The sequence below is a fragment of the Terriglobales bacterium genome (genome assembly GCA_035567895.1).
Taxonomy (GTDB): Bacteria; Acidobacteriota; Terriglobia; order Terriglobales; family Acidobacteriaceae; genus Gp1-AA112.
The window spans coordinates 78,685-105,174 of record DATMPC010000070.1; the positions used below are offsets into that span (position 1 = coordinate 78,685).

25 protein-coding genes and 1 pseudogene are annotated in these 26,490 nt (G+C 55.3%); 5 read left to right on the forward strand and 21 right to left on the reverse strand.

Annotated elements, in window-relative coordinates; all coding sequences use genetic code 11:
• Positions 1-24: 24 nt before the first annotated feature.
• Positions 25-387 (forward strand): hypothetical protein, encoded by a 363-nt coding sequence (locus VNX88_14805; protein HWY69938.1) that lies wholly within the window; start codon positions 25-27, stop codon positions 385-387.
• Positions 388-400: 13 nt separating this feature from the next.
• Here the strand turns inward: VNX88_14805 and VNX88_14810 are convergent, their stop codons facing one another.
• The 10 genes from VNX88_14810 to VNX88_14855 form a co-directional block, all read right to left on the reverse strand.
• Positions 401-589: a 2-hydroxymuconate tautomerase gene (locus tag VNX88_14810; protein HWY69939.1), complete on the reverse strand. Its 189-nt coding sequence runs from the start codon at positions 587-589 to the stop codon at positions 401-403.
• Between the two features lie 124 nt (positions 590-713).
• Complete coding sequence (ndk, locus tag VNX88_14815) at positions 714-1,139, reverse strand: nucleoside-diphosphate kinase (protein ID HWY69940.1); 426 nt, start codon at positions 1,137-1,139, stop codon at positions 714-716.
• Positions 1,140-1,257: 118 nt separating this feature from the next.
• Positions 1,258-2,145: a succinate--CoA ligase subunit alpha gene (gene sucD, locus VNX88_14820; protein ID HWY69941.1), complete on the reverse strand. Its 888-nt coding sequence runs from the start codon at positions 2,143-2,145 to the stop codon at positions 1,258-1,260.
• Positions 2,146-2,157: 12 nt separating this feature from the next.
• On the reverse strand, positions 2,158-3,279 hold the full coding sequence (locus VNX88_14825) for a hypothetical protein (protein ID HWY69942.1): 1,122 nt from the start codon (positions 3,277-3,279) through the stop codon (positions 2,158-2,160).
• A 31-nt stretch (positions 3,280-3,310) separates the two neighbouring features.
• Complete coding sequence (gene sucC, locus VNX88_14830; protein ID HWY69943.1) at positions 3,311-4,486, reverse strand: ADP-forming succinate--CoA ligase subunit beta; 1,176 nt, start codon at positions 4,484-4,486, stop codon at positions 3,311-3,313.
• 127 nt (positions 4,487-4,613) lie between these two features.
• Positions 4,614-5,243 carry a hypothetical protein gene (locus VNX88_14835; GenBank protein ID HWY69944.1) on the reverse strand — a complete coding sequence of 210 codons (630 nt, stop codon included), beginning with the start codon at positions 5,241-5,243 and terminating at the stop codon, positions 4,614-4,616.
• 112 nt (positions 5,244-5,355) lie between these two features.
• Positions 5,356-5,679, reverse strand: coding sequence for a DUF962 domain-containing protein (locus VNX88_14840; protein ID HWY69945.1), 324 nt, complete (start codon positions 5,677-5,679; stop codon positions 5,356-5,358).
• Positions 5,680-5,686: 7 nt separating this feature from the next.
• Positions 5,687-6,457 (reverse strand): thiazole synthase, encoded by a 771-nt coding sequence (locus tag VNX88_14845; protein ID HWY69946.1) that lies wholly within the window; start codon positions 6,455-6,457, stop codon positions 5,687-5,689.
• Positions 6,458-6,698: 241 nt separating this feature from the next.
• Positions 6,699-8,417, reverse strand: a complete 1,719-nt coding sequence (locus VNX88_14850; GenBank protein HWY69947.1) for a long-chain fatty acid--CoA ligase — start codon at positions 8,415-8,417, stop codon at positions 6,699-6,701.
• 62 nt (positions 8,418-8,479) lie between these two features.
• Positions 8,480-9,106 (reverse strand): TetR/AcrR family transcriptional regulator, encoded by a 627-nt coding sequence (locus VNX88_14855; protein HWY69948.1) that lies wholly within the window; start codon positions 9,104-9,106, stop codon positions 8,480-8,482.
• A gap of 300 nt (positions 9,107-9,406) precedes the next feature.
• Here VNX88_14855 and VNX88_14860 point away from each other — a divergent pair.
• From VNX88_14860 to VNX88_14870, 3 genes and pseudogenes are all read left to right on the forward strand, one after another.
• A pseudogene (locus VNX88_14860) lies at positions 9,407-9,856 on the forward strand (redoxin domain-containing protein).
• Positions 9,857-9,940: 84 nt separating this feature from the next.
• Positions 9,941-11,233, forward strand: a complete 1,293-nt coding sequence (locus VNX88_14865) for an aminotransferase class V-fold PLP-dependent enzyme (GenBank protein HWY69949.1) — start codon at positions 9,941-9,943, stop codon at positions 11,231-11,233.
• A 17-nt stretch (positions 11,234-11,250) separates the two neighbouring features.
• Positions 11,251-11,655 carry a DUF302 domain-containing protein gene (locus VNX88_14870; protein HWY69950.1) on the forward strand — a complete coding sequence of 135 codons (405 nt, stop codon included), beginning with the start codon at positions 11,251-11,253 and terminating at the stop codon, positions 11,653-11,655.
• Between the two features lie 67 nt (positions 11,656-11,722).
• On the opposite strand, the gene gluQRS is transcribed toward VNX88_14870, so the two are convergent.
• Positions 11,723-12,574, reverse strand: coding sequence for a tRNA glutamyl-Q(34) synthetase GluQRS (gene gluQRS / locus VNX88_14875; protein ID HWY69951.1), 852 nt, complete (start codon positions 12,572-12,574; stop codon positions 11,723-11,725).
• A 450-nt stretch (positions 12,575-13,024) separates the two neighbouring features.
• Here gluQRS and VNX88_14880 point away from each other — a divergent pair, with 450 nt between their 5' ends.
• The gene (locus tag VNX88_14880; protein HWY69952.1) at positions 13,025-14,233 is read left to right on the forward strand and encodes a saccharopine dehydrogenase C-terminal domain-containing protein; all 1,209 of its coding nucleotides are present in this window, start codon (positions 13,025-13,027) and stop codon (positions 14,231-14,233) included.
• Here VNX88_14880 and VNX88_14885 read toward each other — a convergent pair.
• The 10 genes from VNX88_14885 to VNX88_14930 all read right to left on the reverse strand — a co-directional run bounded on the left by VNX88_14885 (position 14,189) and on the right by VNX88_14930 (position 26,280).
• Positions 14,189-14,926, reverse strand: a complete 738-nt coding sequence (locus VNX88_14885; protein ID HWY69953.1) for a lysophospholipid acyltransferase family protein — start codon at positions 14,924-14,926, stop codon at positions 14,189-14,191. The genes VNX88_14880 and VNX88_14885 overlap by 45 nt on opposite strands.
• Entirely contained in the window at positions 14,923-16,743 is a 1,821-nt protein-coding gene (locus VNX88_14890) for a PDZ domain-containing protein (protein ID HWY69954.1), read from the reverse strand. Before VNX88_14890 ends, VNX88_14885 begins: the two co-directional genes overlap by 4 nt.
• The gene (mpl, locus tag VNX88_14895) at positions 16,740-18,149 is read right to left on the reverse strand and encodes a UDP-N-acetylmuramate:L-alanyl-gamma-D-glutamyl-meso-diaminopimelate ligase (GenBank protein HWY69955.1); all 1,410 of its coding nucleotides are present in this window, start codon (positions 18,147-18,149) and stop codon (positions 16,740-16,742) included. Before mpl ends, VNX88_14890 begins: the two co-directional genes overlap by 4 nt.
• Positions 18,146-19,060, reverse strand: coding sequence for an LD-carboxypeptidase (locus tag VNX88_14900; GenBank protein ID HWY69956.1), 915 nt, complete (start codon positions 19,058-19,060; stop codon positions 18,146-18,148). Before VNX88_14900 ends, mpl begins: the two co-directional genes overlap by 4 nt.
• Positions 19,061-19,191: 131 nt before the next feature.
• A complete protein-coding gene (locus VNX88_14905) occupies positions 19,192-19,608 on the reverse strand; it encodes a type II toxin-antitoxin system VapC family toxin (protein HWY69957.1) in 417 nt (138 codons plus the stop codon).
• A 332-nt stretch (positions 19,609-19,940) separates the two neighbouring features.
• Entirely contained in the window at positions 19,941-20,735 is a 795-nt protein-coding gene (gene dapF, locus VNX88_14910; GenBank protein HWY69958.1) for a diaminopimelate epimerase, read from the reverse strand.
• Positions 20,732-21,436: an MgtC/SapB family protein gene (locus tag VNX88_14915; GenBank protein HWY69959.1), complete on the reverse strand. Its 705-nt coding sequence runs from the start codon at positions 21,434-21,436 to the stop codon at positions 20,732-20,734. The genes dapF and VNX88_14915 overlap by 4 nt, the downstream gene beginning before the upstream one ends.
• 116 nt (positions 21,437-21,552) lie before the next feature.
• Positions 21,553-24,228, reverse strand: a complete 2,676-nt coding sequence (locus VNX88_14920; GenBank protein ID HWY69960.1) for an ABC transporter permease — start codon at positions 24,226-24,228, stop codon at positions 21,553-21,555.
• 46 nt (positions 24,229-24,274) lie between these two features.
• Positions 24,275-24,625, reverse strand: coding sequence for a PadR family transcriptional regulator (locus tag VNX88_14925; protein HWY69961.1), 351 nt, complete (start codon positions 24,623-24,625; stop codon positions 24,275-24,277).
• Between the two features lie 947 nt (positions 24,626-25,572).
• Positions 25,573-26,280, reverse strand: coding sequence for a lipid-binding SYLF domain-containing protein (locus tag VNX88_14930; GenBank protein ID HWY69962.1), 708 nt, complete (start codon positions 26,278-26,280; stop codon positions 25,573-25,575).
• Positions 26,281-26,490 lie beyond the last annotated feature (210 nt).

Below are 26,490 nucleotides of genomic sequence, written 5' to 3' on the forward strand. Positions count from 1 at the left end.
CTCTGCGCATCGCGGAGGTGGTAGATGGGCAAGGCTTCGGTCAAGGCAAAGATCCTATATGGCGAGGGCGACTCGGAATCGCTGAAGTTGCACCTTAGCGTTCTGGAAAAGGCTGGCTACTCGGTGAAGACCGCAGCCGGACGAAAAGCCATCGAGGCAGCGGTCCGCCAGGATAAGTACGATGTTGTCGTACTCGGACACACTCTCACGAGAGACGACCGCCACCATCTTCCCTATATGGCGAAGAAAGCGAATTCGTTGACGCGAATTCTCGTCGTGCACGCCAGCGGCAAACATCCTGAAGTGGACGCCGCGATCGACTCGCGCGACGGCGACCGTGTTCTGCTCGATGCTCTGTCAGGTCTGCTCGAACCTTCGTACGCGTAACTCAGCGCGAAGCCTACTGTTTGTCAGCAAGGAGGACTCCACCGCTCGCGTAGTCCTCCTTGGTGACTTCAACGAACGTCACCGTCACAGCCGCGCGATTCGCGCCGGCCTCTTCCACTAGTGCGTCCGTAACGCGCGCGGCAACCTTGCGCTTCTGCTCGGCCGTACGACCTTTTAAGAGTGTGATCTGAATTACTGGCATGTTCGGTTGTCCCGGTAGAGACGCAGCACGCTGCGTCTCCTGGGTAAAGTCTCAATACTCTTGCTCGCTGGCGTTCTCCGGCTTCATGGAGGAGACGCAGCATGCTGCGTCTCTACCATGTCGTCTATCGAGTGAGTTCGTATCCGGCGAAGAAGTAGCTCAGCTCAAAGCGCGCGGTGTCCTCGGCATCTGAGCCGTGAACTGAATTCGCCTCAATGCTTGCGGCATGTTTCTTCCGAATCGTGCCATGCTCGGCCTTCGCAGGATCAGTGGCGCCCATTAGCTTTCGGAGGTCGGCAATCGCGTTCTCCTTTTCGAGCGCGAGCACAACGATCGGTCCTAAAGACATAAATGTCGTCAATGACTCGAAGAACGGACGGGTCGCGTGGACGGCGTAGAAGCCTTCAGCTTGCGCTTTCGTAATCCACAGCATTTTCATGCCAAGGATGTTGAAACCGGCATGCTGAATCATGGCGAGAATGTCTCCGGTCGCATTCTTTGCGACCGCGTCAGGTTTGATAATGCTAAATGTGCGCTGCAGAGTCTTCATTACTTTCTTATGAGTCCTTGTTTTTCGGATTCCTTGCGGAAACTATTCGTTTTCACCAGCAGCCCCGGCGCAAACAGTAGAGACGCAGCATGCTGCGTCTCTACCATGCTGAGTGCATTTACGATGCTCTCGCGGACTGCCCGATCGCCTGGGCGAGCGTCTCGCCGATCACCGCCGGCGACTTCGCTACCTGAATCCCAGCAGCCTCCAGCGCTTTGATCTTCTCGCTGGCAGTACCGTGTCCTCCGGAGATGATGGCGCCCGCATGGCCCATGCGGCGTCCAGGGGGCGCAGTTTGACCGGCGATGAATGAGACAACCGGCTTGGCAACATATTGCTTTACGTACTCCGCCGCAGTCTCCTCCGCATTGCCGCCTATCTCGCCGATCATGATGATGGCTTCTGTCTCCGGATCTTCATTGAACAACTTGAGAGCATCGACGAAGGTCGTTCCGATTATCGGATCGCCGCCAATGCCGATCGCCGTTGACTGGCCGATTCCCCGCTGGGAAAGCTGATAAACAGCTTCATAGGTAAGAGTCCCAGATCGGGACACGATTCCGACGTTGCCCTGCTTATGGATCCGTCCCGGCATAATGCCAATCTTGCATTTCCCGGGCGAGATGATGCCCGGACAATTCGGACCAATCAACCGCGAGCGCTTGCCCTGGAGGTATTGCCAGGCCCGAACCATATCCATCACCGGAATACCTTCGGTAATACAGACAATCAGCGGCATGCCGGCGTCCGCAGCTTCCATGATTGCGTCAGCGGCAAACGGAGGAGGCACAAAGATCATCGTCGCATCGGCGCCGGTTTCGCGCATGGCCTGTTCGACGGTGTTGAAGACATGCCATCCTTCATGGGTAGTTCCACCCTTTCCGGGGGTCACACCGCCGACAACTTTTGTTCCGTATTCCGCACATCCCTTCGCGTGGAATGTGCCCTCACGTCCGGTAATGCCCTGGACGATTAATCTCGTGTTTTGGTCAACCAATATGCTCATGTTCTTCTGTTTCTAAGTTTCCAAGCTTGAAGGCTCAAGACGCTGAGCCGCAAGCATCTTCTCCGCACTGCAGTTTTCACAGAACGGTAACAGTGAGTGCCGAATTGCTTTGCACTTCGTGCATGCCTCATAGAGTCGCGAGCCGCAAGCTGGACAGCTGTAAGGTTCTTCACCGGCTTGTTCCAAGGGAGTAGGGGAAGCAATCTTGCCAACTGTGCGACGAGTCCAGAAAAGATAACGCCTGGGTCCGCGACGAATTGGGTAATCGCAAATTGGACAAAAAAAGGCTTCATACGCATCTCGGTACTGCTTAAGAAGCCAACTCTGCTTAGGACTGCGCACCATTCTTAACAGCCATACTAGGATGTACCCAGTGATCACGATTGATGCAGAGAGCAGAATGTATTTGAAGTACCGTGTTGGAAAATGTTGATGAATTACGAGAACGGTCTGACAGAGTATAGCTACGGCCGCTCCGTAGACGAGCGGTCCGTACATCCCCACTCGTTTCTTACCGATCAGCATGACAGCGAATACAAGCAAAGGGATTAGGAGTAGCAGTTTCAGACCGGCAAGTTTCCGATCGTGCAGGCGATCAAGGCGCGCTAGCTCCTGGTCAGCCGTCTTCCGTTGCTCTCCAAGTTTTTCTTCTACGCCGCGCTTCTCATCCCCAAGCTGACGTTCACGCTGGCTCAGCTTCAGAATGTCCTCATACAAGAGCTGATCTTGCTGTTGATTCGCAAGAAACATGTTTGCGCTTTCGGCGAGCGCGCGTTGCTGAGGCTGAGAAGCTGTAAGACCTTTCTGCGCATTTAGGCGCTGCATATCGAGCAGCTGCCTCAAAGTTTCCACATATCGACCGGTGCTGTCTCGCAATAGGGACTGGCGTTCCCGCTGCGCGTCCAGGCTGCGGTTTACCTCAGCAAGTTGCTTGTCAATACTGTCGCGCTGACTTAGTAGTTCTGCACTTAAGAGTTTCTTCTCCACGTCCTCTCTGCGAGGCCCAGGTAGAGTGCCTATGTCATCAACAGCAAAGTCGAGCAACCAAAAACTCATTATCGAGAAGAGGATAGTGAATGTGCCTACAAGAACACGATGCCTCCACGGACCCTTGTTCTTATTTGTCTCAGCCATTAGAGAGTTGTTCCCAAGCGTGAGCCGCTGCTCAACTTACTTTTGCTGCCCTGACGACTCTTTCCGCCGCATCTTTCATCGTGTCTGCCACAATGAAATTCAGACCTGAATGTTTGAGAATTTCCCTGCCTTGCTCCACATTTGTCCCTTCCAAGCGCAGGACCACGGGAATCCCAATCTTCGTTTTCTTCGCAGCTTCGACAACTCCCTTGGCCAGCGTATCGACGCGCAAGATACCGCCGAAAATGTTGATCAGGACTGCCTTCACGTTCTTGTCGCTCAGCAGGATCTCGAACGCATGTTCTACTTGTTCAGCATTTGCGCCGCCGCCTACGTCGAGGAAGTTTGCCGGCATGCCGCCTGCGTACTGAATGATGTCCATCGTCGCCATCGCCAGGCCGGCGCCGTTCACCATGCAGGCGATGTTTCCATCAAGCCGAATGTAATTCAGGCTGTACTTCGACGCTTCCACTTCGAGTGGATCTTCTTCCGCGATGTCGCGCAGCTCCTTAATGTCCTTGTGGCGGAAGAGGGCGTTGTCGTCGAAGTTCATCTTTGCGTCGAGTGCGAAGACTCGTCCGTCAGTTGTAGTGATGAAAGGATTGATCTCGCACAACGAAGCATCGGCTTCTGCCGTTGCGCGGTACAGAGCGGTCATTAACTGCACTGCAGGATTGACCTGTTCCGGTTTGAGACCGAGAGCGAACGCCAGCTTGCGCGCCTGAAAGGCCTGAAACCCAACTGCAGGATCGACCGTTTCCTTCAGAATTGCGTTTGGATCCTTGGCGGCGACCTCTTCAATCTCCATGCCGCCTGCCGCAGATGCCATGAAGACCAGCTTCGAAGTCGCGCGATCGAGCACAATGCCCAGGTAGAGCTCGCGCTCGATGGGCAGCGTCTCCTCAATCAAGAGCCGTTGCACCTTCTGCCCTTGAGGTCCGGTTTGATGCGTAACCAACTGCATGCCGAGTATCTTGCCTGCGAGCTGCTCGGCTTCTTCCGCGGTTTTCGCCAGCTTCACGCCGCCGCCCTTACCACGTCCACCGGCGTGGATCTGCGCCTTGACGACGATGCCCTTCGCACCATTCGCGAGCAGACGTTTGGCGATCTCAAACGCTTCTTCTTTGGTGTTAGCCATCTCGCCGCGCGGAACCGCGACGCCATACTTCGCAAGAATGCCTTTGGCTTGATACTCGTGAATTTTCATGAATTGGGGATTTCAGAGGAGGAAGGAACTCTACGCAGTTCCGACCACATGAAGGAAACTCACGATTTTATAGGACGATGAGCTACGCGGGCAAACCGCTGTGACCAACTGCTTCGACGACGAGAACCTATTTTTGCGTAATCACCAATTGACCGTTCTCAATTTTCAAGTCGCTCACGAATTCCGGCAACTTTAGCTTCTCGTGGGCCTCTGGCTCGCTCAGCTTCTTATCCAATTGCGCCTGCACCACCGAGATGGGCACGGGCATACTTCCGATTTTGAAGCTCGTTGGTTGGAAGGTCGCGTAGCCATCCTGCGCTCCTAGGTGACCGCTCAGTGTAACGAAGACATCTTTGCCATATACATTAGCTACGAACTGGCCTTTCACTTCATCTCCCTCGAAGACTACCTGAGGATCTTTCACCGGCACTTGCTCCGGTGTGACCTCAGCAGAGGTAGCCGGATTGTTGTTCGGCGAGGCAGCGGTCTGAGCGGGCCGAGGCTGGGGCTGCGGATTGGCGACAACGAGAGCCGCCGCCACTTCATCGGATGTAAGCCGAACTTCGGTGCCAGAGTCTCCCCGCTGATGCGCTTCTTGCAACTCTCCGAGCTTGTTTTGGAACCCGTTCGCATTCTTTGCGATTGCTGTTGGCGATTGTTTCCGAGGCGCAAGACGATCAGGCGGCTTGAGGAAAAGAGCAATCACGAAACACAGAATGACCAAAATGGGCCACCGGATAATCTTGTAGATGCGCATGACGATCCCTCTGACGAGTGCTCCGTCTAGGAAAGCACACTCCGAGGTCAACAGGAAGATTACTTAGGGTCGGCAGAATCCGGAGGGTGAATGCGGATTGATGAATCGTGAGTTACTTAGTGTTCTTCAATCTTCCCGTGAGCATGAGCCCGAGCATGCGAAAGTCGCTGATGAACGACCACCACGGATGTCCGAAGGTCGCTGGCTTATTGCCTTCAATGAGAAAGTGACCGGTCCAGGCGAAACCGTAGCCGATTGGAATCCAGAGCAAAGCCCAGATGTAATGGCCAGTTGCGATGGCCCACACGAACACGGCCAGGCCAAGCAGAGTCCCACAAGCGTGCAGAAAACGGTTCCCTGCGCTCGAATGCTCCTTGAGATAGAACGCGAAGAATTCGTCGTAGGACGAGAAACGCTCTCTTGTTGGCTCTGCCATAGTCTGCTTAGCGAACTGCGCCTTCTAGCGGCGAACTCGCGGTGGCGTACAGCTTCTTCGGCATTCGGCCGGCGAGATGGGCACTGCGGCCAGCGATGACGGCATGCTGCATGGCCTCAGCCATGAGCACAGGGTCCTCGGCATTCGCGATTGCGGTATTCATCAGTACGGCATCTGCGCCCAGTTCCATCGCGACGGTCGCGTCAGAAGCAGTACCAACACCGGCGTCCACGATCAGCGGAACATCTGTAATCATCTCGCGCAGAATGCGGATCGTCGCAGCATTCTGGATACCGAGTCCGCTTCCGATTGGTGCTCCGAGCGGCATGATTGCACTGGCGCCGGCGTCCAATAATCTCTTCGCAACTACAATGTCATCAGACGTGTACGGAAGAACCGTGAATCCTTCCTTCACCAGAGTTCGCGTAGCTTCGATGGTCGCCTGCACGTCAGGAAAAAGAGTCTTCTGATCGCCGATTACTTCCACCTTCACCCAATCCGACAGTCCAACTTCGCGGCCAAGCATCGCGGTGCGGACGGCCTCGTCTGCGGTGTAGCAGCCGGCAGTGTTGGGCAGTAGAAAGTAGCGGTGCGGATCGATGAAGTCGAGCAGCGACTCCTTGCTGCGATCAAGGTTCACGCGGCGTACAGCCACGGTTACGATCTCAGCGCCTGAGGCTTCGATGGCGCGCCTCGTCTGCTCGCCGTTTTTGTACTTCCCCGTGCCGACAATCAGGCGCGAGTTGAAGGCTCGTCCGGCAATTACCAGTTCATCCATAGTCGATTTCCAGCCGACTCAATTCTACTCGTTAGTCGCCAATTCTCGACTGGTACCCGGGTTTCGAGGGAAGCCCTGCTGGAACACGACACGGATCACACGGATTGAACGGATTTCACGGATAACCCCATGTAGAGTGGCTCCTCGCGTAACTAGCTTCGTTGCTCTTTTTCGATCCGTTCCCGAATTCTCCGTGTGATCCGTTCAATCCGCGTGATCCGTGTCATGTTTTTCTGCTCAACTAGACGGTCGCGGGATGGGGCGCATGCGCGCTTTCATACATGGCATCGATCTGCTTCTTGTATTTCTGTTCGATCACCCGTCGTTTGAGCTTGAGACTTGGAGTCATCTCCCCTTTATCCACGGTGAAATCGTCGGGAACTAGTAGGACCTTCTTGAGCGTCTCGAATTGGGCGAGTTCCTGATTAGCATCAGCAACAACCTTCTCGTAGGCTTCAATCACCCTGGGATCTCGTATCAGAGTTTCGCGCGACGCAGCGCCGATTCCCTGTTCTGCTGCCCACTGCTCAAGCGCCGGGAAATTTGGACAGATGATCACGCTAATGAACTTTCTCGCATTTCCAATCACAACTGGATGCCCAACCAGCGGCGACATCTTCAGCTTGTTCTCAATCGGCTGCGGAGCCACGAACTTTCCGCCACTGGTTTTGATCAGGTCTTTCTTGCGATCGGTAATGCTCAGGAATCCCTCGGCATCGATGTTGCCGATGTCGCCGGTCTTGAACCAATCCCCCTCGAATGCTTTTGCAGTCTCTTCCGGATTCTGCCAGTAGCCCTTGAAAACTGATGGGCCGCGCACCCACAGTTCTCCATCTTCGGCGATGCGGCACTCGACATTGGAGAGTGGCTTGCCTACGGTTCCGAGCTTGTTAGCTTCTGGCTCGTTCACAGCGATGACGGGCGAAGTCTCGCTTAACCCGTATCCTTCGAGGATGCGAATGCCCATGTCCGCGTACCACCGCGCCAGGTCGATGCCAAGCGGGGCTCCGCCGGAAACGTACATCTCGACTCTTCCACCGAACCATTGATGAATCGCCTTATAGACAACACGATTGGCGACTTCCCACTGCCAGTCGGAAGGCCGCTGCCCGCAGACAATCTCGTCACGGTGGTCTTGTCCAACGCGCAAGGCCCATTCATATACGGGCCGCTTCAGGCCTATAGCGGCGCGACTTTCAACCCCCTGCCGCACTTTTTCATAGACTCGGGGAACGCCGACAAACAAGTGTGGACGAACCTGCTGAAGTTTGGCGGCGAGCTCATCGAAGCTTGGACAGTAGGCCAGGGTGACTCCGCGCAGGAAACACAAATAATCCACGTGGCGAGCGGTGACATGCGAGAGCGGGAGAAACGATAACGTGGACTGTCCCGGCTGCCAGCCCAGGCTGCGCGCCGTCTGTTCCAGATTCGACGCAATGTTGCGATGCGTGAGCATTACGCCCTTGGGCACTCCCGTGGTCCCTGACGTGTAAATGATCGTCGCCAGATCATCAGGCAAGGCGGATCGCGCAAGATCATCGAATTGCGCGTCGCGTTGAACTGGTTCTTTTGAGCGCATGATCTCGCTCATGCGGATGGCATCTGGAGAATCCAGCTCGTCCATTACCACGATGTGCTCGAGTTGAGTCTCGTGCCTGATGCTGAGTACCTTGTCGAGCTGCTTTCGGGTGGACAGAAAAATTGCCCGCGCACCCGAGTTCTTCAAAACGAATGCTGTTTGCTCGGCGGTGAGAGTCGGATAGATCGGGACATCGACTACACCCAGGAGCAGACAAGCCCAATCGGTGATAGCCCACTCGAAGCGGTTTTCTGATATGAGCGCGACTCGGTCGCCCTTACGAATCTGCCAGGCTCTGAGCTGCTCTGCCACGTGATACACACGGGCATACAGTTCGCGCGACGAGATGTCGTGCCAGACTCCCTCGCGCTCGAAGGTCATGACGCGCGACAGATCGCGGTCGACCGCAACAAAGAAGATTTCGTTGAGCGTGCGCAGGCTGCTCAGGAGCGCACCTCCATTCCAGAGAGTAGTAGGTCAACCACCGGATCAGCGGCGGCAGCTAGATCGTGCTCGCGGCTGCTCAACACCCATGCTGTGACTAACTCGTCCATTGCTCCAAAAAGACACGCTGCGGCTATTTTGTCAGAGATGTCCGGACGTATGCTTCCCCGTCGCTGACCGTCGCGAATGACTTCACGAATCAAGTTAAAGTATCCCTTCAATTCACGCTGTGAGAACTCGGCCAGAAACTTCGCGCTCTGTCGCAATTCCGTTTGCAGCACTACGGCCAAATTCCTATTCTGGCTCAAGGCTCGAAGATGCAGGCGAGCCAGCGCACGAAGCTTTGCCGGGGCATCGTCTAATCCTGACATTTCTTCTTTCGCTTGACGCAGAAATGCTTCGAAAGCGCTGTCGAGTGCGGCCATCAGAATCTGCTCTTTCGACTTGAAGTAGAGGTAGATCGTCCCGTCGGCGACATTTGCGCGATCCGCGATGTCCGAAACTCGGCTATTGTGGAATCCCTTCTCGCCGATAACGGCAATGGCGGCATCCAGAATCCGATGGTATTTGTCTCCGGGACGGCCGCCGTTGATTCCGCTCGCGGCGTTTCGTCCCCGGGATTCCATCGATTGCGCCGATTTTGACTTGTCCGCTTGCCTGCTTTGCGCCATTGTGTCCCAGAACTTTGCACTGTACTGGGTTTTCCGCGCGATAAGCAAGAGAACCGCGGTTGACCATCCGGCGTAACTGCGGGTACTCTGTTTCGCCCCGATGGAGAAACCGCATGCTACATGTCTACCAGGGCAGAACCTCAGGAGCACTTGATGCGTAAACCGATTCTTAACTTTTTACTTACAGTTCTAGCTTTCGCAACAGTATCGGCGGCCCAACCCGCCGACCAGACCACCCCTCCCGACCCTAAGATCAAAGTTGGCGATACGGCGCCCGATTTCAAGCTGCGTGACCAGACCGGAAAAGAAGTGAAGCTTTCCGACTACCGCGGCAAGAAAAATGTCGTCCTCGCGTTTTACGTCTTCGCCTTCACAGGTGGTTGAGGGAAGGAGATGAAGGCCTTCCAGGATCAGCTGCAGAAACTGGAAGGTGCAGACACCCAGGTGCTGGGTGTGAGCATGGATAGTCCATTCGCCAATAAAGCTTGGGCGGCACAGATTGGAGTGACATTCCCGCTACTCAGCGATCTTGGCGGCGACACTAGCAAAGAGTATGGCGTTTACGATCCGAGCTACAAAGCCTCACGGCGTGTGACCTATCTAATCGACAAGGAAGGCAAAGTGGTCGAGATGCAAAAAGACCGCGACGCCATCGATCCGAGTGCGGTCGTCACAAGTTGTGAGCGAAGACGAATGAAGAGTTAAATCGCCTCAATGAACTTCTCTTGACACGGCGACGGCATCAGTCCAGCATGTTGCCCGATTAGCTTAAACATTCGGGAGACACTCGTGCTCGATCGCCGTCGCTTTTTACTTTCCTCCGCTGCCATTGCCGCCGTTGCCGGCTTGCCATTTTCGTTAGCTGAAGCTCAATCTGCAGCTCAGTCCGATAACCATCCCCTTCCCCCGAAGGACCTCTACGAGCGCGATCAGGAGTCCTACTGGGCGGCGCTGCGCAAGCAATTTCTGATCCCCAGCGATGAGGTCTACCTCAACAACGGGACAGTGGGATCCTCTCCTCGCCCCGTGCTGCGCGCGATCGTCGAGTCTTTTCATGAAACCGAGCAGATGGCGCAAAGCGATCCAGAGGATTATCCGATCTGGGGCTATGCGTCGTGGAACGAATACCGTGATCCTCTCGCAGCGTTTGTAGGAGCCACACGCGACGAGATTGCTCTCGTTCGCAACGCGACCGAAGCGAACAACTACATCGCGAATGGCCTTGAGATGAAGGCGGGCGATGAAGTCCTTATCAGCGACCAGGAGCATCCGGGAGGAGAACAGCCGTGGCTGCTACGCGAAAAGCGCTACGGCGTGGTGGTCAAGAAGTATCAGATACCGCTTCCACCGAAGTCACCTGCCGATATTCTGAACCGCATTAACGACGCGATAACTCCACGCACCCGAATCATTTTCACAAGTCACATCAGTACTGTCACTGGAGTTGTGCAACCCGTGAAGGAGATAGCCGCTTTGGCGCGGAGCAAGGGTATCCTCAGCGCCTTCGATGGCGCGCATGTCATCGGCATGATGCCACTCAATCTGCACGAAATCGGCTGTGATATGTACACCTCATCGCCGCACAAATGGCTGCAGGCGCCGAAAGGAACAGGATTCTTGTACGTTCGTCCGGAGGTGCAGGATCGTTTGTGGAATACGATTGCGACCGAGGGTTGGGAGCGGCCCGAGCTGAAGGCTGAGCGTTTTCAGCGCATCGGTTCGTCCAATGTTCCGATGCTCGCCGGACTGCGCGCTTCTCTTGAGCTCGCCAACCAGATAGGCATGGATCGCATTGAACGACGCCACCGCCAACTGGCCGACCGAATGCTCGGGGAGATGACGAAACGCGGAGCCGTGTCCTGGACTTCTCCTGATCCGAACATGCGTTGCGGTATCGTTACAGTGAATGTCCCCCCGCTGAAGCGAATGGAGATGGAGCACTGGATGTGGCAAGACAAGAAAATCCGGATTCGCGGCGGCGAGCCCTCGAAGCTGCGCCTCTCGACTCCTTACTATCTGCTACCGGGAGATATGGATCGTTTCCTGGCGAGCTTTGACGAATTCAAACGTTCGCATGCGTAATCTAGTGCGGAGGAACTATGTCGCAGGTACTTGGCCTAAAGGACAACGGAATCGTCAACGTTCGGAGTGCGCACTCCTTCTCTGAGACGATGCAGAGAATCGAGCGACTCATCACCAGCAAGGGACTCAAGATTATTTGCGTCGTAGACCACGGCGGGGATGCAGTAGCGGCAGGATTCCAGATGCCTCCCACGAAGCTGGTCATTTTTGGCAATCCCAAAGCGGGAACTCCGCTCATGCTCGCCACACCATCGGTTGCGCTGGATCTTCCTTTGAAGCTGCTGGTCGGACAGGATCCCGGTAACCAGACCTGGATCTCGTACAACTCTCCTAGCTTTCTCGAAAAACGTCACTCAATTCCAATTGAGTTCGCTGAAAAAGTTACTGTGGTTGAAGCTATAGCCAACGCCGCGGCAAATTAATCTAAATCCCTGGCGTGTTCTCCTGCTCGTGACAATTTCGGTCTCCGCCGGTCTTCCTTCATCGTGATTACAGGCCGGCAGCCTTGAGCACATCCTTGGGCGTCGCTCCGCTTTCACGCATATGCCGAATGCTTAGAGCATCGTGGCGCTTTGCCAGTCGGTTACCGGATTCATCACGCACAAGATCGCAGTGATAATGCTGTGGAGCGTTCAATCTCATCACGCGGTAAATCAGAATCTGGCGTGCCGTCGACTTCAGCAAATCTGCTCCGCGGACGACTTCAGTGACTTTCATCGCAGCATCGTCGACAGCTACTGCCAGTTGATATGCAGGCACGTCGTCGCGGCGCCAGACGAGGAAATCTCCGAAGTCCTGGCCCGCCACGTAGCGATTCGGGCCGAAATGTAGGTCGTCGAACACAATCCGCTGACCGTCGGGCACGCGGAAGCGCCAGTTCACGCCCACCGGTGTGGAGAAATCAGAAGCATCGGTACGGCCTCGGCACGTGCCGGGGTAGACCGGCTCATCATCAACGTCGTTATTCGGAGCGGCAGCAGCCTGAGCGACATCCTTGCGCGAACAGGTGCAAGGATAGATGGCGCCCGCGTCGCGCAGCTCGCGCCATGCGTTGAGATAAAACTCGCGACGTTCGCTTTGCGAGTAGGGAGCGTACTGCCCGCCACAATCTGGACCTTCCGACCATCGGATACCTAACCACCGAAGGTCCTCGTACATTGCTTCAACGAATTCCGGTCGACATCGTTGGGGATCCAGATCTTCGTTGCGGAGGAACAGCGTTCCGCGGCGTTCGGAAGCACGCTGCGCTGCGATCCAAAAGGTTCGTGCGTGGCCGAGATGGAGCAGTCCAGTCGGGGACGGCGCAAGGCGGCCACGGTACTGAGTGATTGGTTCAGGCATGCAGGAACGACATCAGCGCAGCAAGCTTCAAGTATGGCTCCCTAAGGCTAAACGACGATTCAAAACTATCCTGTGCTAACCTCGCTCCGTGCCCAGCAATCCGCCTAAGTCAGGAAACGGCAAGGAGAGTCTGTACTGTCCGAATTGCGCAGTCGAAGTCACCGACCCACTCACTTGCGGAGATTGCTCAGCAGTAATCTGCCGCCGCTGTGGAACGCCTCTGGAGTCTGCCGACGACCTGGGCATTGGGTAACAACGTCAAGTTTTTGCGCAAACACGATCCTCATTTACACTCCCTTGTTCAATTTCGCGCATACGATTGCAGTTTTCGATGTAGTCGGCTGAGTCTGCTTCACAAGCAACCAACACGGCGAGTGAAGGGTGAGCTCGCAAACCTGAACTGCGCGTGTGCGGAATGTATCGATACGGCTGATCTCTGTAGAAGGGCAAATGAAACTACTGGTTATTGGGGCAGGCATGATGGGATCCGCTGCTGCGTTCGACATGGCGCGATCCGCCGGAGTGGAGTCCGTCACGCTGGCGGACGCCGACATTGTTCGCGCCCAGGACTCCGCACAGTTCATTGCTAAGAGTCACGGAAAGAAGGGCGCTCCAGTCCGAGAAGTGGCGCTCGAGGCTGCAGACGAGAGTTCCGCTTCGGCTCTCATGCGGGGGCATACCGGCGTTCTTTCTGCTGTTCCCTACTTCTTCAATGTTGGTCTTGCGCGCGCTGCGATCGGAGCGGGTTGCCACTTCGCCGACCTGGGTGGCAACAATACGGTCGTGCGGAAAACTCTCGCGATGAGCGCCGAGGCGGAGAGGAACGGAATCGGCCTTGCTCCTGATTGCGGCCTGTCGCCCGGCATGGCGAGCATTCTGGCTGGCGATCTTGTGCGGCGGCTGCGTCCGCAGAAGCTCAGTCGCGTAGCCGCGCCCTCCACGAAGAAGGCCCACAAGCCGGCAATCGATGCACTCAAGCTCTACGTTGGAGGACTGCCCAAGAAGCCACGCCCACCTTTCGAATATCAATTGGTTTTCTCGGTGGAAGGTCTCATCAATGAGTACGTGGAGCCGGCGAGAGTGCTGAAAGGCGGGAAACTGGTCGAGATCGAGCCCCTGACAGAGCCGGAGCCTTTTCGTCTTCGTGGCTTTCGTCCTATGGTCGCATTCCACACTTCAGGCGGAACCTCAACCATGCCGGAAAGCTTTCAGGGCGAGGTTGGCGAATGCTTCGAGAAAACGTTGCGCTATCCCGACCATTACACGCTAATTCGCGGGCTCTACGACTTGGGATTCTTTTCGAGCGAAAAGCGTAGGCTGAAATCTGGAGAGATTAGCCCTCGCGAGCTGACCTCGCATCTCTTCCTCGAGAAACTCTCTGGTGAAGAACCTGACGTGACGATCATGCGCATCGAAGCCCATGCGAACAAGCGCGTGCTCTCCTACACGATGATCGACGAGTTCGATCGCAGGACCGGCTTGACTTCAATGATGCGCACGACGGCATGGCCCGCATCGGTGGTTCTACAGATGATGGCGAATGGCTCGATCACCAAGCGGGGAGGAATCCGGCAAGAACTCGACGTTCCAGCGGATGCATTCTTACACCAAATGTCACGACGCGGAGTTAAGATCCGGTTCGCGCAAAGCGGGCGGTAATGCCGAGGCTATCTCGGTGCGAACTGCCGAGATAAGTTCATCATTGTCGCTAAACCGCTTGGGTAAGATCGGCGCGTGAAAGACCAGCCGCACTGTTCCTGAATGGATCAGCATGCTGCCTTTGGGCATCAGGGATTCCGATTCCAGGATTGTGATCGGAACAACCGGGATGCCGCTGTCCATGGCCAGATAAAATGGGCCCTTCTTAAACGGAAGCAAACGGCCATCTCGCGAGCGCGTGCCTTCAGGAAAAACGGTCATATTCAAGCCCCGAGCCATGACTTCTTCGGCTTCGCGCATGCTGTTGACCGCGGCTTCGCGGTTGCGCCGATCCACAGCGACAAGGTCGCCCATGCGCATCGCTTGGCCCAGAATGGGAACTTGAAAGAGCTCTTTTTTCACGAGCACCGAAGTGCGTCGCGGAAGCATAGGGATCAATATCGGAGGATCGAGGTTGGAAACATGGTTGCACATGAAGATGTACGTCTCGGCTGGATTGATTCGCTCCATTCCCTCTAACTGAATGTGAATACCGGCAAGACGTACTCCATTATGGGCGATCCACATAGCGATCGCGTAGAGCACGTCGGCGCTACCTGTAATCCAAGTCCAGGGAAAGCCGACGAGCGCCCCCAAGATCGTAGAAATCACGACGAAGAGCAGCGCTGCCGCAGTTCTGAGGGCTGCGATCATTGAGAGTGCTGATTCTCTGAATTCAGCCAGGCCTTGCGACGGGCAAGCTGCTCAGAAGTCGCGTGGGCGGTTTCACGCAACACATATGCCGTGAGCGCGTGTTCGGCGAGTGTAAGGTCTACCTCCCTCCGGCTCCCGCGACTTTGCACAGTAAACCGAACCTTTGTGCCCGGCTTGGAATTTGCAAACTGCTGTTCCATAGACCGCGCAGGCTGGTGCCCGTCAATTGCAAGGATCTCGTCACCAGGTCGCAAACCCGCGTTGCTAGCCTGATCACCGTAGACCTCTTGTATGACAAGCGGAGGAGTAAAGTTCCGCGCTGCTGTGAAACCTGGGTCGGCGGCGGTTCGATTCTCCTGACCTACAGCAAGACCAACCGTTGCGAAAAGCTCGTTATAAGGGAGTTCCTGCATGCCAGCGACGTACCGGTCGAAGAAGCCGTGTAGGTCGGTTCCCGTCAGGGTTTCCGCGGCTGCACGAACTCCGTCTGAATCCTGGAAGAATTTCCCTTGCTTCGCGAAATTGCGATTCATGCTCTGAAATAGATCTCGGATTGAGTAACGTCCGCGCGAGTCTTGCTGAATTTTTAGATCCAGCAGCACGCCCAGCAATTCGCCCTTGTTGTAATAGTTGATGCTGCGTTCCGGCGAACGATACGGCGGGTACTTGTCGAGCCACGTACTTAGGCTTGACTCCTCAGCAGACTGGGTCAAGTGCGCCGGACGTGATTGCAGGGTTGTAATTGCTGCAGAAAGCTTTTCGAAGTAGAGCTCCGCAGTTATCAACCCGGCCTTCAGCAACGCGAGGTCTCCGACCGTACTGGTAACCCCTTCACTGAACCAAAGCGCGCGGGTGTAATTCTCGCGCGAGTAATCAATGGGCTCGAGCGACTGCGGACGAATCCGCTTCACATTCCACAAGTGAAAGAATTCATGAGCACTAACCGACTCAAAGTTCCTCAAGTCCTTCAGCTCATTTGCCGAAAGATCGATCGCTGTCGAGTAGGCGTGCTCCATCCCTCCACCTGCTGGTCCGTGCGGAAAGTGGTAAATGAAAACGTAGGTGTCGAATGGCCGATCATCCATCCACGCAGTTTCCGCCGCGGTGATCTTCTTCAGCGACTCTACGAGTTTGGGAGCGTTGTAATCGCTCGCTTCAGCGTCGATTACAACGCGATACCTAGCGCCATTTTGCTCGAAATCGCTCTCCGCGAATTCACCGAGTTCGCATGGACTGTCGACCAGGCGGTCGTAGTTGGTCGCACGAATCACGTGGCCGGACGATTCGCCTGCTGTTCCCGTAGGGATACTTATCGATGGAAGAGCTGTGGCCAGCTTCCACTCCAAAGGCACTCGGTCAAGGCGCAGGCTGATCGGTAATTCACGGCCAGCTGGTGGATACATCAAGAGTTGCGCAAAATTAAAAAACGCATGGTGTGAGTTGAATTGGGCACCAAAGGGACCCGCTTCGTCGAGGACGACGTCGTACTCGATGTTGACCCAGCCGGGCGTCGGCTTGAACTCCCATGTAGTCTTATCGATCTGCGTAAGGGGAAGTTGTTCGCCAGACTGACTAGCTGCCTTAACGCCAATCACGTTCTTAGCAAAGTCGCGAACCTGATACAAAGCGTTCCATACTGGTAATTGAACTTCATTCCCGCCGCTCGTGGGATCGAAGGTCATGGTCACGTGCACCCGGTGATGCACCGCATCAACCAAGCTGACTGTGTAGTCGAGCTTGGATTCGTTTTGCGCCGGAGCAACGGCCGCGATCAGGAGCACTAGCGGAGCTAGGACACGCACACGCCGGAACTTCATGCGGTCTTGCTCAAACGCGCAGGAAGCTTCTCGTAGATGCCGCCAAAGCCTCCGTTCGAGAGAATGGCGACGACGTCGCCTTCGCGAAGCTCAGGGGAGATGGACTCAACAATCGCATCGGCATCTTTGCACTCACGTGCGTGATGCTTTTGCCGATTAAGCTCCTTCACGAGTTCGGTGCTTGAGAGTCGCTCGCCTTCAGGAATAGCTTCCGCTTTGAAGACGCTTGTAACCACGATCTCGTCAGCGTTCGCAAGGCTCGCTGCCAGTTCCTTGAAGAAGACGTTGCGCCGCAACGTGTTGGAACGCGGCTCCAGAATTGCCCAAAGTCGGCGGTTCTTGTAGCGGGTGCGGAGTGCCTTCAAAGTCTCGGCAATCGCCGTCGGATGGTGAGCGAAGTCGTCAATGATCGTAACGCCGGCAACTTCAGCTTTTACCTCGAGTCGACGCTTCACGCTCTTGAACGAAGCAAGAGCTTCAGCGATTGCATCGGCCGGGACCTCGTAATGCGCAGCCATCGCGGCCGCGGCCGTAGCGTTCATCACATTGTATTCACCGGCGAGAGACATTCTCAATTCAGCCCAGAGCGTGCCCTCTCGCTCGACCTTCCACGTCGTTTCCTCGCTCCCAAAGACCAGATCGTGCGCTCGCCACGCGGATCCCTCACCGTGCCCATAGCGCTCGACTTTGCAAAAAGCGCGCGCAATGCACTCATCGACGTTGATTGAGTTGTCGTATGCGACGAGATACCCGCTTCGAGGAATGAGGTTCACGAGGCGCTTGAAAGACGTCTTCACCGCGTCCAGATCCTTGTAGATGTCGGCATGATCGAACTCTACTGACGTGAGCACTACAACATCCGGGAAGTAATGCAGGAATTTGGGACCTTTGTCGAAGAACGCGGTATCGTACTCATCACCCTCAAGGATGAAGTGCTTGCTCTGGCGCAGGGCAAAGCTCGTGCCGAAGTTCTCTGCGACGCCTCCAATCAGGAACGATGGGTTCTTCCCTGCTACTTGAAAGATCCAGGAGAGCATCGATGTTGTTGTGGTTTTTCCGTGAGTGCCAGCCACGACGATCGACTCTCGTCCTCTGAGGAAGTTTTCGTGAAGGACATGTGGCAATGAGCGCAGCGGGATGTGATGATCCAGTACGTGTTCCAGTTCCACGTTGCCGCGTGAGATAGCGTTGCCCACAACCACCAAATCGGGACGCCGCTTCAGATTCTCCTCCGAGTATGGTTCCGACACGGGAATGCTCATGCTGCGAAGCAAATCGGACATCGGAGGGTAAGCCGCAGCATCTGAGCCAGTCACGTGGAAGCCGCGTTGCTTCAACAAGCCAGCCAGAGAAGCCATTGCCGTACCGCATATCCCAATGAGGTGCACGTGTTCTCGTTCGCTCAATTCCGTCCTGCCTTGATGGTTTCGCTTCGCGGGTGGGTTGCAGCCTCCAGAATCTCGAGAGTGGCGGTCTCGGCGACCGTGAGTCGCGCACTCACCCCGATCGGTAGCGTGATGTTTGCGCCAGACACATGACCGGAGCGCAGTCCGAAAGCTACGGGGATATTCACATCACCGAGGATGCGTGCGATCACCTGCTGAAGCGTGTAGCCGGAGTCGGCAGGAGGAGAACACTCGAGCATCTCTCCAAAAACGATCCCCCGAACTTTCTCCAGCTTGCCCGCATACTTCAAGTGCATCAACATGCGATCAATGCGATAGGGCCATTCGCCAAGGTCTTCTAGAAAGAGGATCGTGTCTTCGGTCTGAATCTCGTAAGGAGTTCCAAGGGAGGACACGAGCAATGAGAGACAGCCTCCATAAAGTTTTCCTTCGGCTTCTCCTTCACAGATCGCTTCCATCCCAGGCGAGTCGGAATTCGTGATGTTCCATTGTGGCTGCCCAGAGCTCGCACATGAGAACGACTTCACATGCACGCCATCGGGCCGCGCAAAGTCCTTGGCTACCATGGGGCCATGAAAACCTACAAGTCGGAGCTTGTCGTGGAAATACGTAAGAAGTGTCGTGAGATCGCTGTAACCGCAGAAGATCTTCGGATGTTTCGCGATCAGATCGAGATCCAGATGGGGCAGTAGATAATTCGAGCCGTATCCACCGCGCGCACAGATAACAGCTTTCACCTCCGGCGCGCGGAACATCTCGTGAAGTTCGTCAACGCGCCGTCGCACTCCGCCGGCAAAGTAGAGTTCGTGTTCAAAGATCCCCTGTGAAAACACTGGCTCCAGTCCAAGCTGCTGCAAGGCGAGAACACCGGCTTCGAACTGCTGGCGATTCACTGGGCCAGCCGGTGCCACGATGCCAACCGTGTCTCCTTTCTCGAGAACGGGAGGGCGAAGCAGAGATGAGGGATGAGCGATCACAAGTTTTCAATCTTAGCTGATGCGGATTGCGGCCTAGCCCAAGTTCTGCCGATGAAGGATGACCTTCATAGAATCTGAACGCCTGCCTGCCGCGCTGCCAAGCGCAGCTGATCGTCCAGAGTCGCCAGAGGGAGGCCTTCCCCTCTTGCGAGAGTAAGGTATGTCGCATCGTAAGCCGACAAATTGAAGGAGCGGGCCGGGCCGCACGCCTGACGAACGGAAACAAGGGTGGAGTCAGTATCGAGAGCAAGACCAATCAGTTGCTCTATATCTCGCAACGCCAGGTCTACATCGCCTGCAGACAATACTCTGCGCCGTTCGGCGAGCACCATCGAGTTTGCCATCTCCAAGTGCCACAGCGCAGGCACAATGCCACGGTTTCCGTCCATGAGCATTTGTTTTACGCGCTTTGCGTATGGAGGAATACTCTTATCGAGAAACCAGCGCAGTGCCACTGAGGCATCCAGAACGAACTTCGTCAACTGCGGCCCTCTTCAATGAGCGATTTGATTCTCGTTCGTTTGCTCAGTTTGGAACGTTTTCGGATTCGCTCAATATCCTGAAATACTTCTCTCAAGCTTGTCTCCGGACGAGCAGGCACAATCAGGGCAGTAAGCTTGCCCCGGCGTGTAATCCCAATCTTGTGCCCATCACTGGCTTGATCGACCAATTCAGATAGCTTTTGTTTTGCCTCAAATAATCCGATTGTACGCATGATGCTGGCATTGTACCTCACATCTAGATGAATCTTCTAGATGGTTACTTTCTCACAAAATAACATCGATCTGCACAAAAAACACTTGCGATCGGATATTTAGGTGAAGAACTCGCCTTGGCACACGAGACGTGCTGGACCTTCGAGTAACAAAGCGTCAGCTCCATCCCAATGGACGACTTGTTTGCCTCCGGGAGCCTGAACCTCAACCGGAGAGGCGACATACCCACGGTGAATACCGGCGATGGCGGATGCGCAGGATCCCGTGCCCGACGACTGAGTCTCTCCCGCTCCACGTTCGAAGATGCGGAATTCTATTCTGTTAGGTCCGAGCACCTTCACGAACTCCACGTTTGTTCCCTGGGGGAATTCGCGACCCTGGCCAATCGCCTCTGCGCGAGCTTGCCATCCGCCGGGGAACTGTTCGACGAACTCCACGAAATGCGGATTCCCGGTTGAAATCACGAGCCCCTTCGCATTTCCGCCGGGAACAGAAATGGTTTTCTCCCCCAGCACTTCAGCATGTCCCATCTCGACGGCAAATTCGAATTCGTGCTCTGAGCGGCGGAGAAGCATGCACTCCTTTTCTCCGGCGGCGGTCAGCACGCGAACTTCAGAGCCACCGCGCGTCTCTACCACCCATGCGGCAACGCAGCGAGTTCCATTTCCGGAGATCTCCGCCTCTGAGCCGTCGGCATTGAAGAGTCGAGCAATCACGCGACCATCTGCTTCGATGCTTACCCACTCGACACCGTCAGCTCCGACACCGCGATGCCGATCGCAGAGTCGTCGAGAGAGACCGGCTGGATCGTCACTCATATTTGCCGACTCGACAATGAGGAAGTCATTGCCGCAGGCCTCAGCTTTAAAAAAGGGGATGGACTTTGGACTCATTCCTCAGAAACCGCATTAAAGGTGGAGATGCTCTCGAAATCCGGAGCCAGTTTGAGGGCGGCCTGAAGCTTCTCGTGCTCTGGTAGCGTACAAGTAATGGTAAACGTCACACGCGATAGATTTTGCGATCGGCCAACTTGGAGTCCCTGCATCGAGAGACGGTGATCCTCGATTAGTTCATTGAGCTCATCGAGAATCTTGGGAGCGCTCTCACCTTTGATCTCGTAACTCATAGTCAGGCTCTTCAATCCGAGCTTGGCTTCGATCGAGCCGAGAACGAGCAGTGCGAGAAGAATAATGGTTGTCGCGAACGTAGCCAGCAGGTAATGACCCGCACCGGCGGCAATACCTATCGATGCGACCACCCAAATCGTGGCCGCGGTAGTAAGTCCTGAGACTCCCCCCTTCGCATGAAGAATTGCTCCCGCTCCAAGAAAGCCCACGCCTTGAACTATGTTTGAGGCGATGCGGGTGCGATCGGCAAGGCTTGGATCGGGAATGATGTCCGATAGAATCGTGAACATCGCCGCTCCGAAACAGATAAACATATTGGTGCGGATGCCTGCGCTCTTGCGGTGAATCGTCCGCTCCAGACCAATCAATCCGCCCAGTAACCCCGCGAGCAGCAGGCGCGCGACGCTCGAGGATAGAAACATCATGTGTTTCCATTGGAGGTCGGACATGTGAGACAGCGGTTGCATGGGAGAACTCGCGATTCTAGCAAAGCCGCTGGGTTGGAGTTTGAAGGACGGGATTGTGAGGCTATTCAGCTGCAACGTAGAGACGCAGCATGCTACGTCTCTACCCTGCCCCACGCCTATTCGTATCGAAGCGCTACCGTTGGATCCACTCTCATGGCTCGATGTGCTGGAACGTAGCAGGCAAACAGGGCAACACCGCACAAGAGCAGAGCGACTGCCGTGAATGTTAGAGGGTCGCTTGGTTTAATTCCGAACAGCATGTGCGAGAGCAACCTCGTCAACCCAAGGGCAGCGATCACCCCAATTCCGAGTCCAACCAGCGTCATACGAGCGCCATCGTTCAAGACAAGGCGTAATACGTCGATGCGTTGGGCACCTAAAGCCATCCGGACTCCGATTTCCTGCGTTCGCTGTCCCACCAAGTAAGAGAGCACGCCATAAATTCCTACGCTGGCCAGCAGCAGGGCAATTCCGGCAAAGACGGCAAGCAGAGTCATCGCGAAGCGTTTTTGTCCGATCGAATGAGCGACGATCTGCTCAAGCGGCTCCGGAGAGAAAACGACGAGTTCTCCACTAGCGTCGAGCAAGCGTTGGCGCATTTCTTCAAAGGACGGCACGCCCGGTCGCGTGGTGCGCAGATAGACATCGGAGGCCAATCCTCCACGCTTGAGTGCGCTGTCGGGTACCTGCATGATGGGCTCGTACATCTGCGCATGCAACGGACTCTTCGCGTCAGAATCCAAGCCCCACTGGTTCACGTGGGCGACAACGCCGACGATCTGCGGATTCGGAGCCTTGTCAGGATCATTCGGATCCGTGTTTACGTTGATGAATTGCCCGATGGGCTCCTCGTCGGGAAAATACTTTTCGGCAAAACTTTCATCGATGACCGCCACTCTCGGAGCGTGCTCGTTGTCGGCAACGGTAAAGAACCGTCCACGCTTGAGCTGTATCTGCATGGCCTTAAGGTAATCAGGCTCGACAGCGTAGTGCAGCGTCATGGGCAGTTGGCTTCGTGGGGGCATCGGCCTGCCGACTATCCAGAAGTAATCGTCGTTGTCCGACTGCATAACGGTAGCTCCCCAACTGAACGACACTCCTTCAACGCCAGGAAGGGACGCCAGTTTGTCATGAAGTTGCCGCTGGTTAGAGCGAATGAGATCTGGAGACTTGCCTTTATAAGAAGCCGGTCCCGAAAAGGAAAAAGTCATCACATTGCGGGGATTAAAGCCAGGATCAAGCCCCCAGAGCACGAACAACGTTCGAATCATCAGACCGGCTCCAATCAGCAACACCACCGCGAGCGCCATTTCGGAGATGACGAAAATGCCTTGTGCGCGGCTACGACCGGCTGCCAAAGTGCGGCCACTCTCCTTTAACGTGGAGCCAACGTCGAAACGAGATGTCTTCCAGGCTGGAGCAAGTCCAAAAGCGATGCCAGAAACGACAGAGACAATGAGCGTAAACCACAGAACGCGCTGATCGAGTCCGATATCCTCCGCACGAGGCATGGTAACGGGCATGGCAGCAATTGCAGCCGCGGTCCCGAACTTCGCCAGAACCAGTCCGAGCGCACCGCCCAGGAGCGCGAGCAATACACTTTCGGTGAGCAGTTGGCGGATTATCCGCATTTCGCCCGCCCCAAGAGCTATGCGTACGGCAAATTCACGGCTTCGGCCGGTAGCCCGCGCCAGCAGCAGATTCGCCACATTCACGCAGGCAATCAATAGCACGAACAGTACGGCGCCGAGAATCACCAGAAGCACGGGACGCATATCGCCAACCATCTCGTCTTTGAGGGTAAGTAAGTAAGCCCTGTTACTCCCGTTGACATCGGGATAGACAATCGCCAACTCGCGAGATACGCGGTCCATATCCGCACGAGCCTGTTCGAAGGTGACTCCAGATTTCATGCGGGCTATTCCATCCAGCCCCCAGCCTGCAGCGCGATTGTTGTGAAACTGCGGCTCATTGAATTCCCCAACCGGGACATAGACCTCGTTTGCCGGCCCTCCCCGCTGAAAGTTCTGAATGTGTAAATGGAAGCTCGACGGGACCACTCCAATGATCGTGCGACCAACATCATTCAGAACCATGCGCTGCCCAATAATGTTGGGATCAGCTCCATACCTGCGCTTCCACAGGGCTTCCGTGATCATTACGGTTGGGTTGGCGCCTAGCCGATCTTCGTCACCGGAGAAGGTGCGTCCCAAAAGAGGATTCACTCCGAGGATCTCAAAGAACCCGGCCGAGATCATCTCTCCATGCAGATGCTCGGGTTCCCCATGTCCTGAAAGATTGAATCCAGCTTGCCGGTATACGGCCATCGCGCTGAAGCTGCGATTCATCCTGCGCCAGTCTTCGAAGTTCGGATATGAAATCGAACCGTTCTTGAAGTTGGGCATTTCGGTGAATAAGGAAACCAGTTGCTCCGGCTGCGGGAAAGGCAGCGGATTGAGCAATACGCCATTCACGACTGAAAAAATGGCGGTATTTGCACCGATACCCAGTGCGAGCGTCATAATTGCAATGAGCGCAAAGCCCGGCGACTTGACCAGCATGCGAGCGCCGTACCGCAAATCTTGCCAAAAAGCCTCGAGAGAGGCTCCCGACCACATTCCACGTGTCGCTTCCTTCACCTGCATAACGTTACCGAACTCCTTGAGGGCGGAATTGCGGGCATCGGGAACACCCTGCCCATTTTGGATCCGATCTTTCGCTGCCATGTTCAGATGAAATCGAATTTCGTCGTTCAAATCGGAATCTTTTTGTGGCCTGTCGAATAAAGACATTCGATTCTCCGATTGAGAGCAGTTCGCGTGCGGACGATTGAAGTTTTTACTCCGTGCGAACCGGATTCAGCACTGCCGCAATCGCGTCCGACATCTGCGTCCAGCGGGAGCGTTCTTCGGTGAGTTGCTTACGCCCTGCCGCCGTAAGCTGATAAAACTTCGCGCGCTGATTGTTCTCAGTAAGCTTCCACTCCGACTTGATCCACTTCTGCTTCTCCAGGCGATGCAGCGCGGGATAGAGCGATCCAGTATCGACCTGAAGAACATCTCCGGAATGCGTACGGATCACCTGGCTGATGCCATATCCGTGCTGCTCTCCCCACATCAAGGTTTGCAGAATCAGGAGATCAAGCGTGCCCTGCAGCAGTTCAATGCGGTTTTGATAACGAGGATTCAATTCAGCTCCAGGAGGTAGTGCGTCTACATGATGGTTGTAGACGCTCTACGTCCCTTTCGGTTAGCACGTTCTGCGCCGAACAGCAGTTAGATTGATTTTTGCGGGACTTAATGAGCCTGGATTGGCAGACGAGCGGTCAGTCCCCGGATTTTGTCCCCGGATTTCCTCCGAGGAGCATCACCTTCCTGGCTATCGCCAGCGCCAACAACAGCGGTTGTTGTTGGCGCTGGGTTCCCTCTCTCAGTAGAGCAACGGATTGTGAAAATATTTTTTCCTTGCTTTGTAACCCGTTCAGCAGACTAAGGCGAAGAATTCGTAGAGCAACGGATGAAACTTGCTTTCTCCTGATCTCTTGCGCCATCATGCAGAGGTGCGCATCAATCCCACTTTAGGAAGTGAGCTACCGGCTACTTGCCGCTGGCTGATGGCGGCGCGTCATGGAGTAATGGGAATCCCATCGCCATGCCAGGGCGATCCCATCCAAATCCCATCTAATTTTGTGGGATGTCCCACGGTGATCCCATCGGGCGCGTGGGATTATCCCATCGTGATCCCATGCCTGCGATGGGATCTCGATGGGATCTCGACGCCTAAGTCCTTTCGATCATGGGATCGGGGGGGAAATGGCTGCCGGCATCCGGCCTTCGGCTGCTTCACGCGGGACCGTGCGCTGCAAATACTCTGACGGCGGCTGAAAAATCCCGGAAAATCCTCGGGGCAAACCTCGGGCAAACACAAGATGTTCGATTGCTTGGATGTGGGCAATCGAAGACGTTGCGTTACGGCCAAGGTTGATCTTGGGCCAAGTCCTTTGAACGTTTGAACGTTGAATTTGGGCGAAAGGGTGAGGGGTACGGCGTTTGCAGATCGGGCTTCGAAATTCAAATGTTGCAGCCGTGGAATTGGGCGTGAATTCCACGGCTACTGTTGCGACTGCACGCTTCGAATTAGTCCCGCACTGCCGCTTTGGCTTCGCCAAAGTCTTTGCGCACGGCGGAGATGAACTGCTCCGAGCCGGTTGGTGGGCGGATGGAACCGTTCAGAATGTTCTCGAAGTCAAGGTCTTTTCCATAGAACGTGCGCGTGTCGCCGCCGTTCTGCTCAAACCAGCTCCCTTTCAGCGAAATGCCTGCGAACAATCCGCGCGAGCGCGAGTAAGTAAGGATTTCGGAATGCATGGCGATATTGGTATCCGCAGCGGCGGTTCTGCCGACCGGACCAGCAGAAGCAGATGCGTCAGCGCCAAGCTTTATCTTGTGGGCCATCAACGACTGCACTCCGCGCTCATTCATGAAAAGCATGACGACATCGACGGCTTGACCACCGATCTGCAGCCCAAACGTTCCGCCGCCGAGCCGGTAGAACGCGGGAGCGCTCCAACCCTTGGCGGTTTTGCAGGTGACAACACCTTGACCGTACTCGCCTCCAAAGCCAAAGCCGGCTTTCATCATCGTGGGAATGACTCCAACGCACTCAGCGTTGGCCAGAATCTCCTGGGGAACACCCTTGTCTGGCGCCGAAGTGATTTGGTCGAGGATGGTTCCTGCTTTGTTGAGTCGTTCGCGGAGTTTCTCGCGATCTCCTTCGTCCTTCGCAAAGCACAGCGTCGTCAGAAGGATCGATGCGGAGATTAGAGAAATTAGTCTTGTTGTCAAAGTGTTACCTCGCTTATCTATTTCGACTGCACTTCTCGGGCCTTAACTGCGCCGAACACGAAAGTTGAGGGACTCACGCTGGAAGCAACTTTTTTTCACAGCCCGCCAAGTTCACAAGAGGCCGGTATCGTCGCTCCGAAACGTCCACCCTTGTAACTCTGCTCAATCCGTTCAACAACTTAAGGGAGTGTTAATGATTGAGTTATCGAG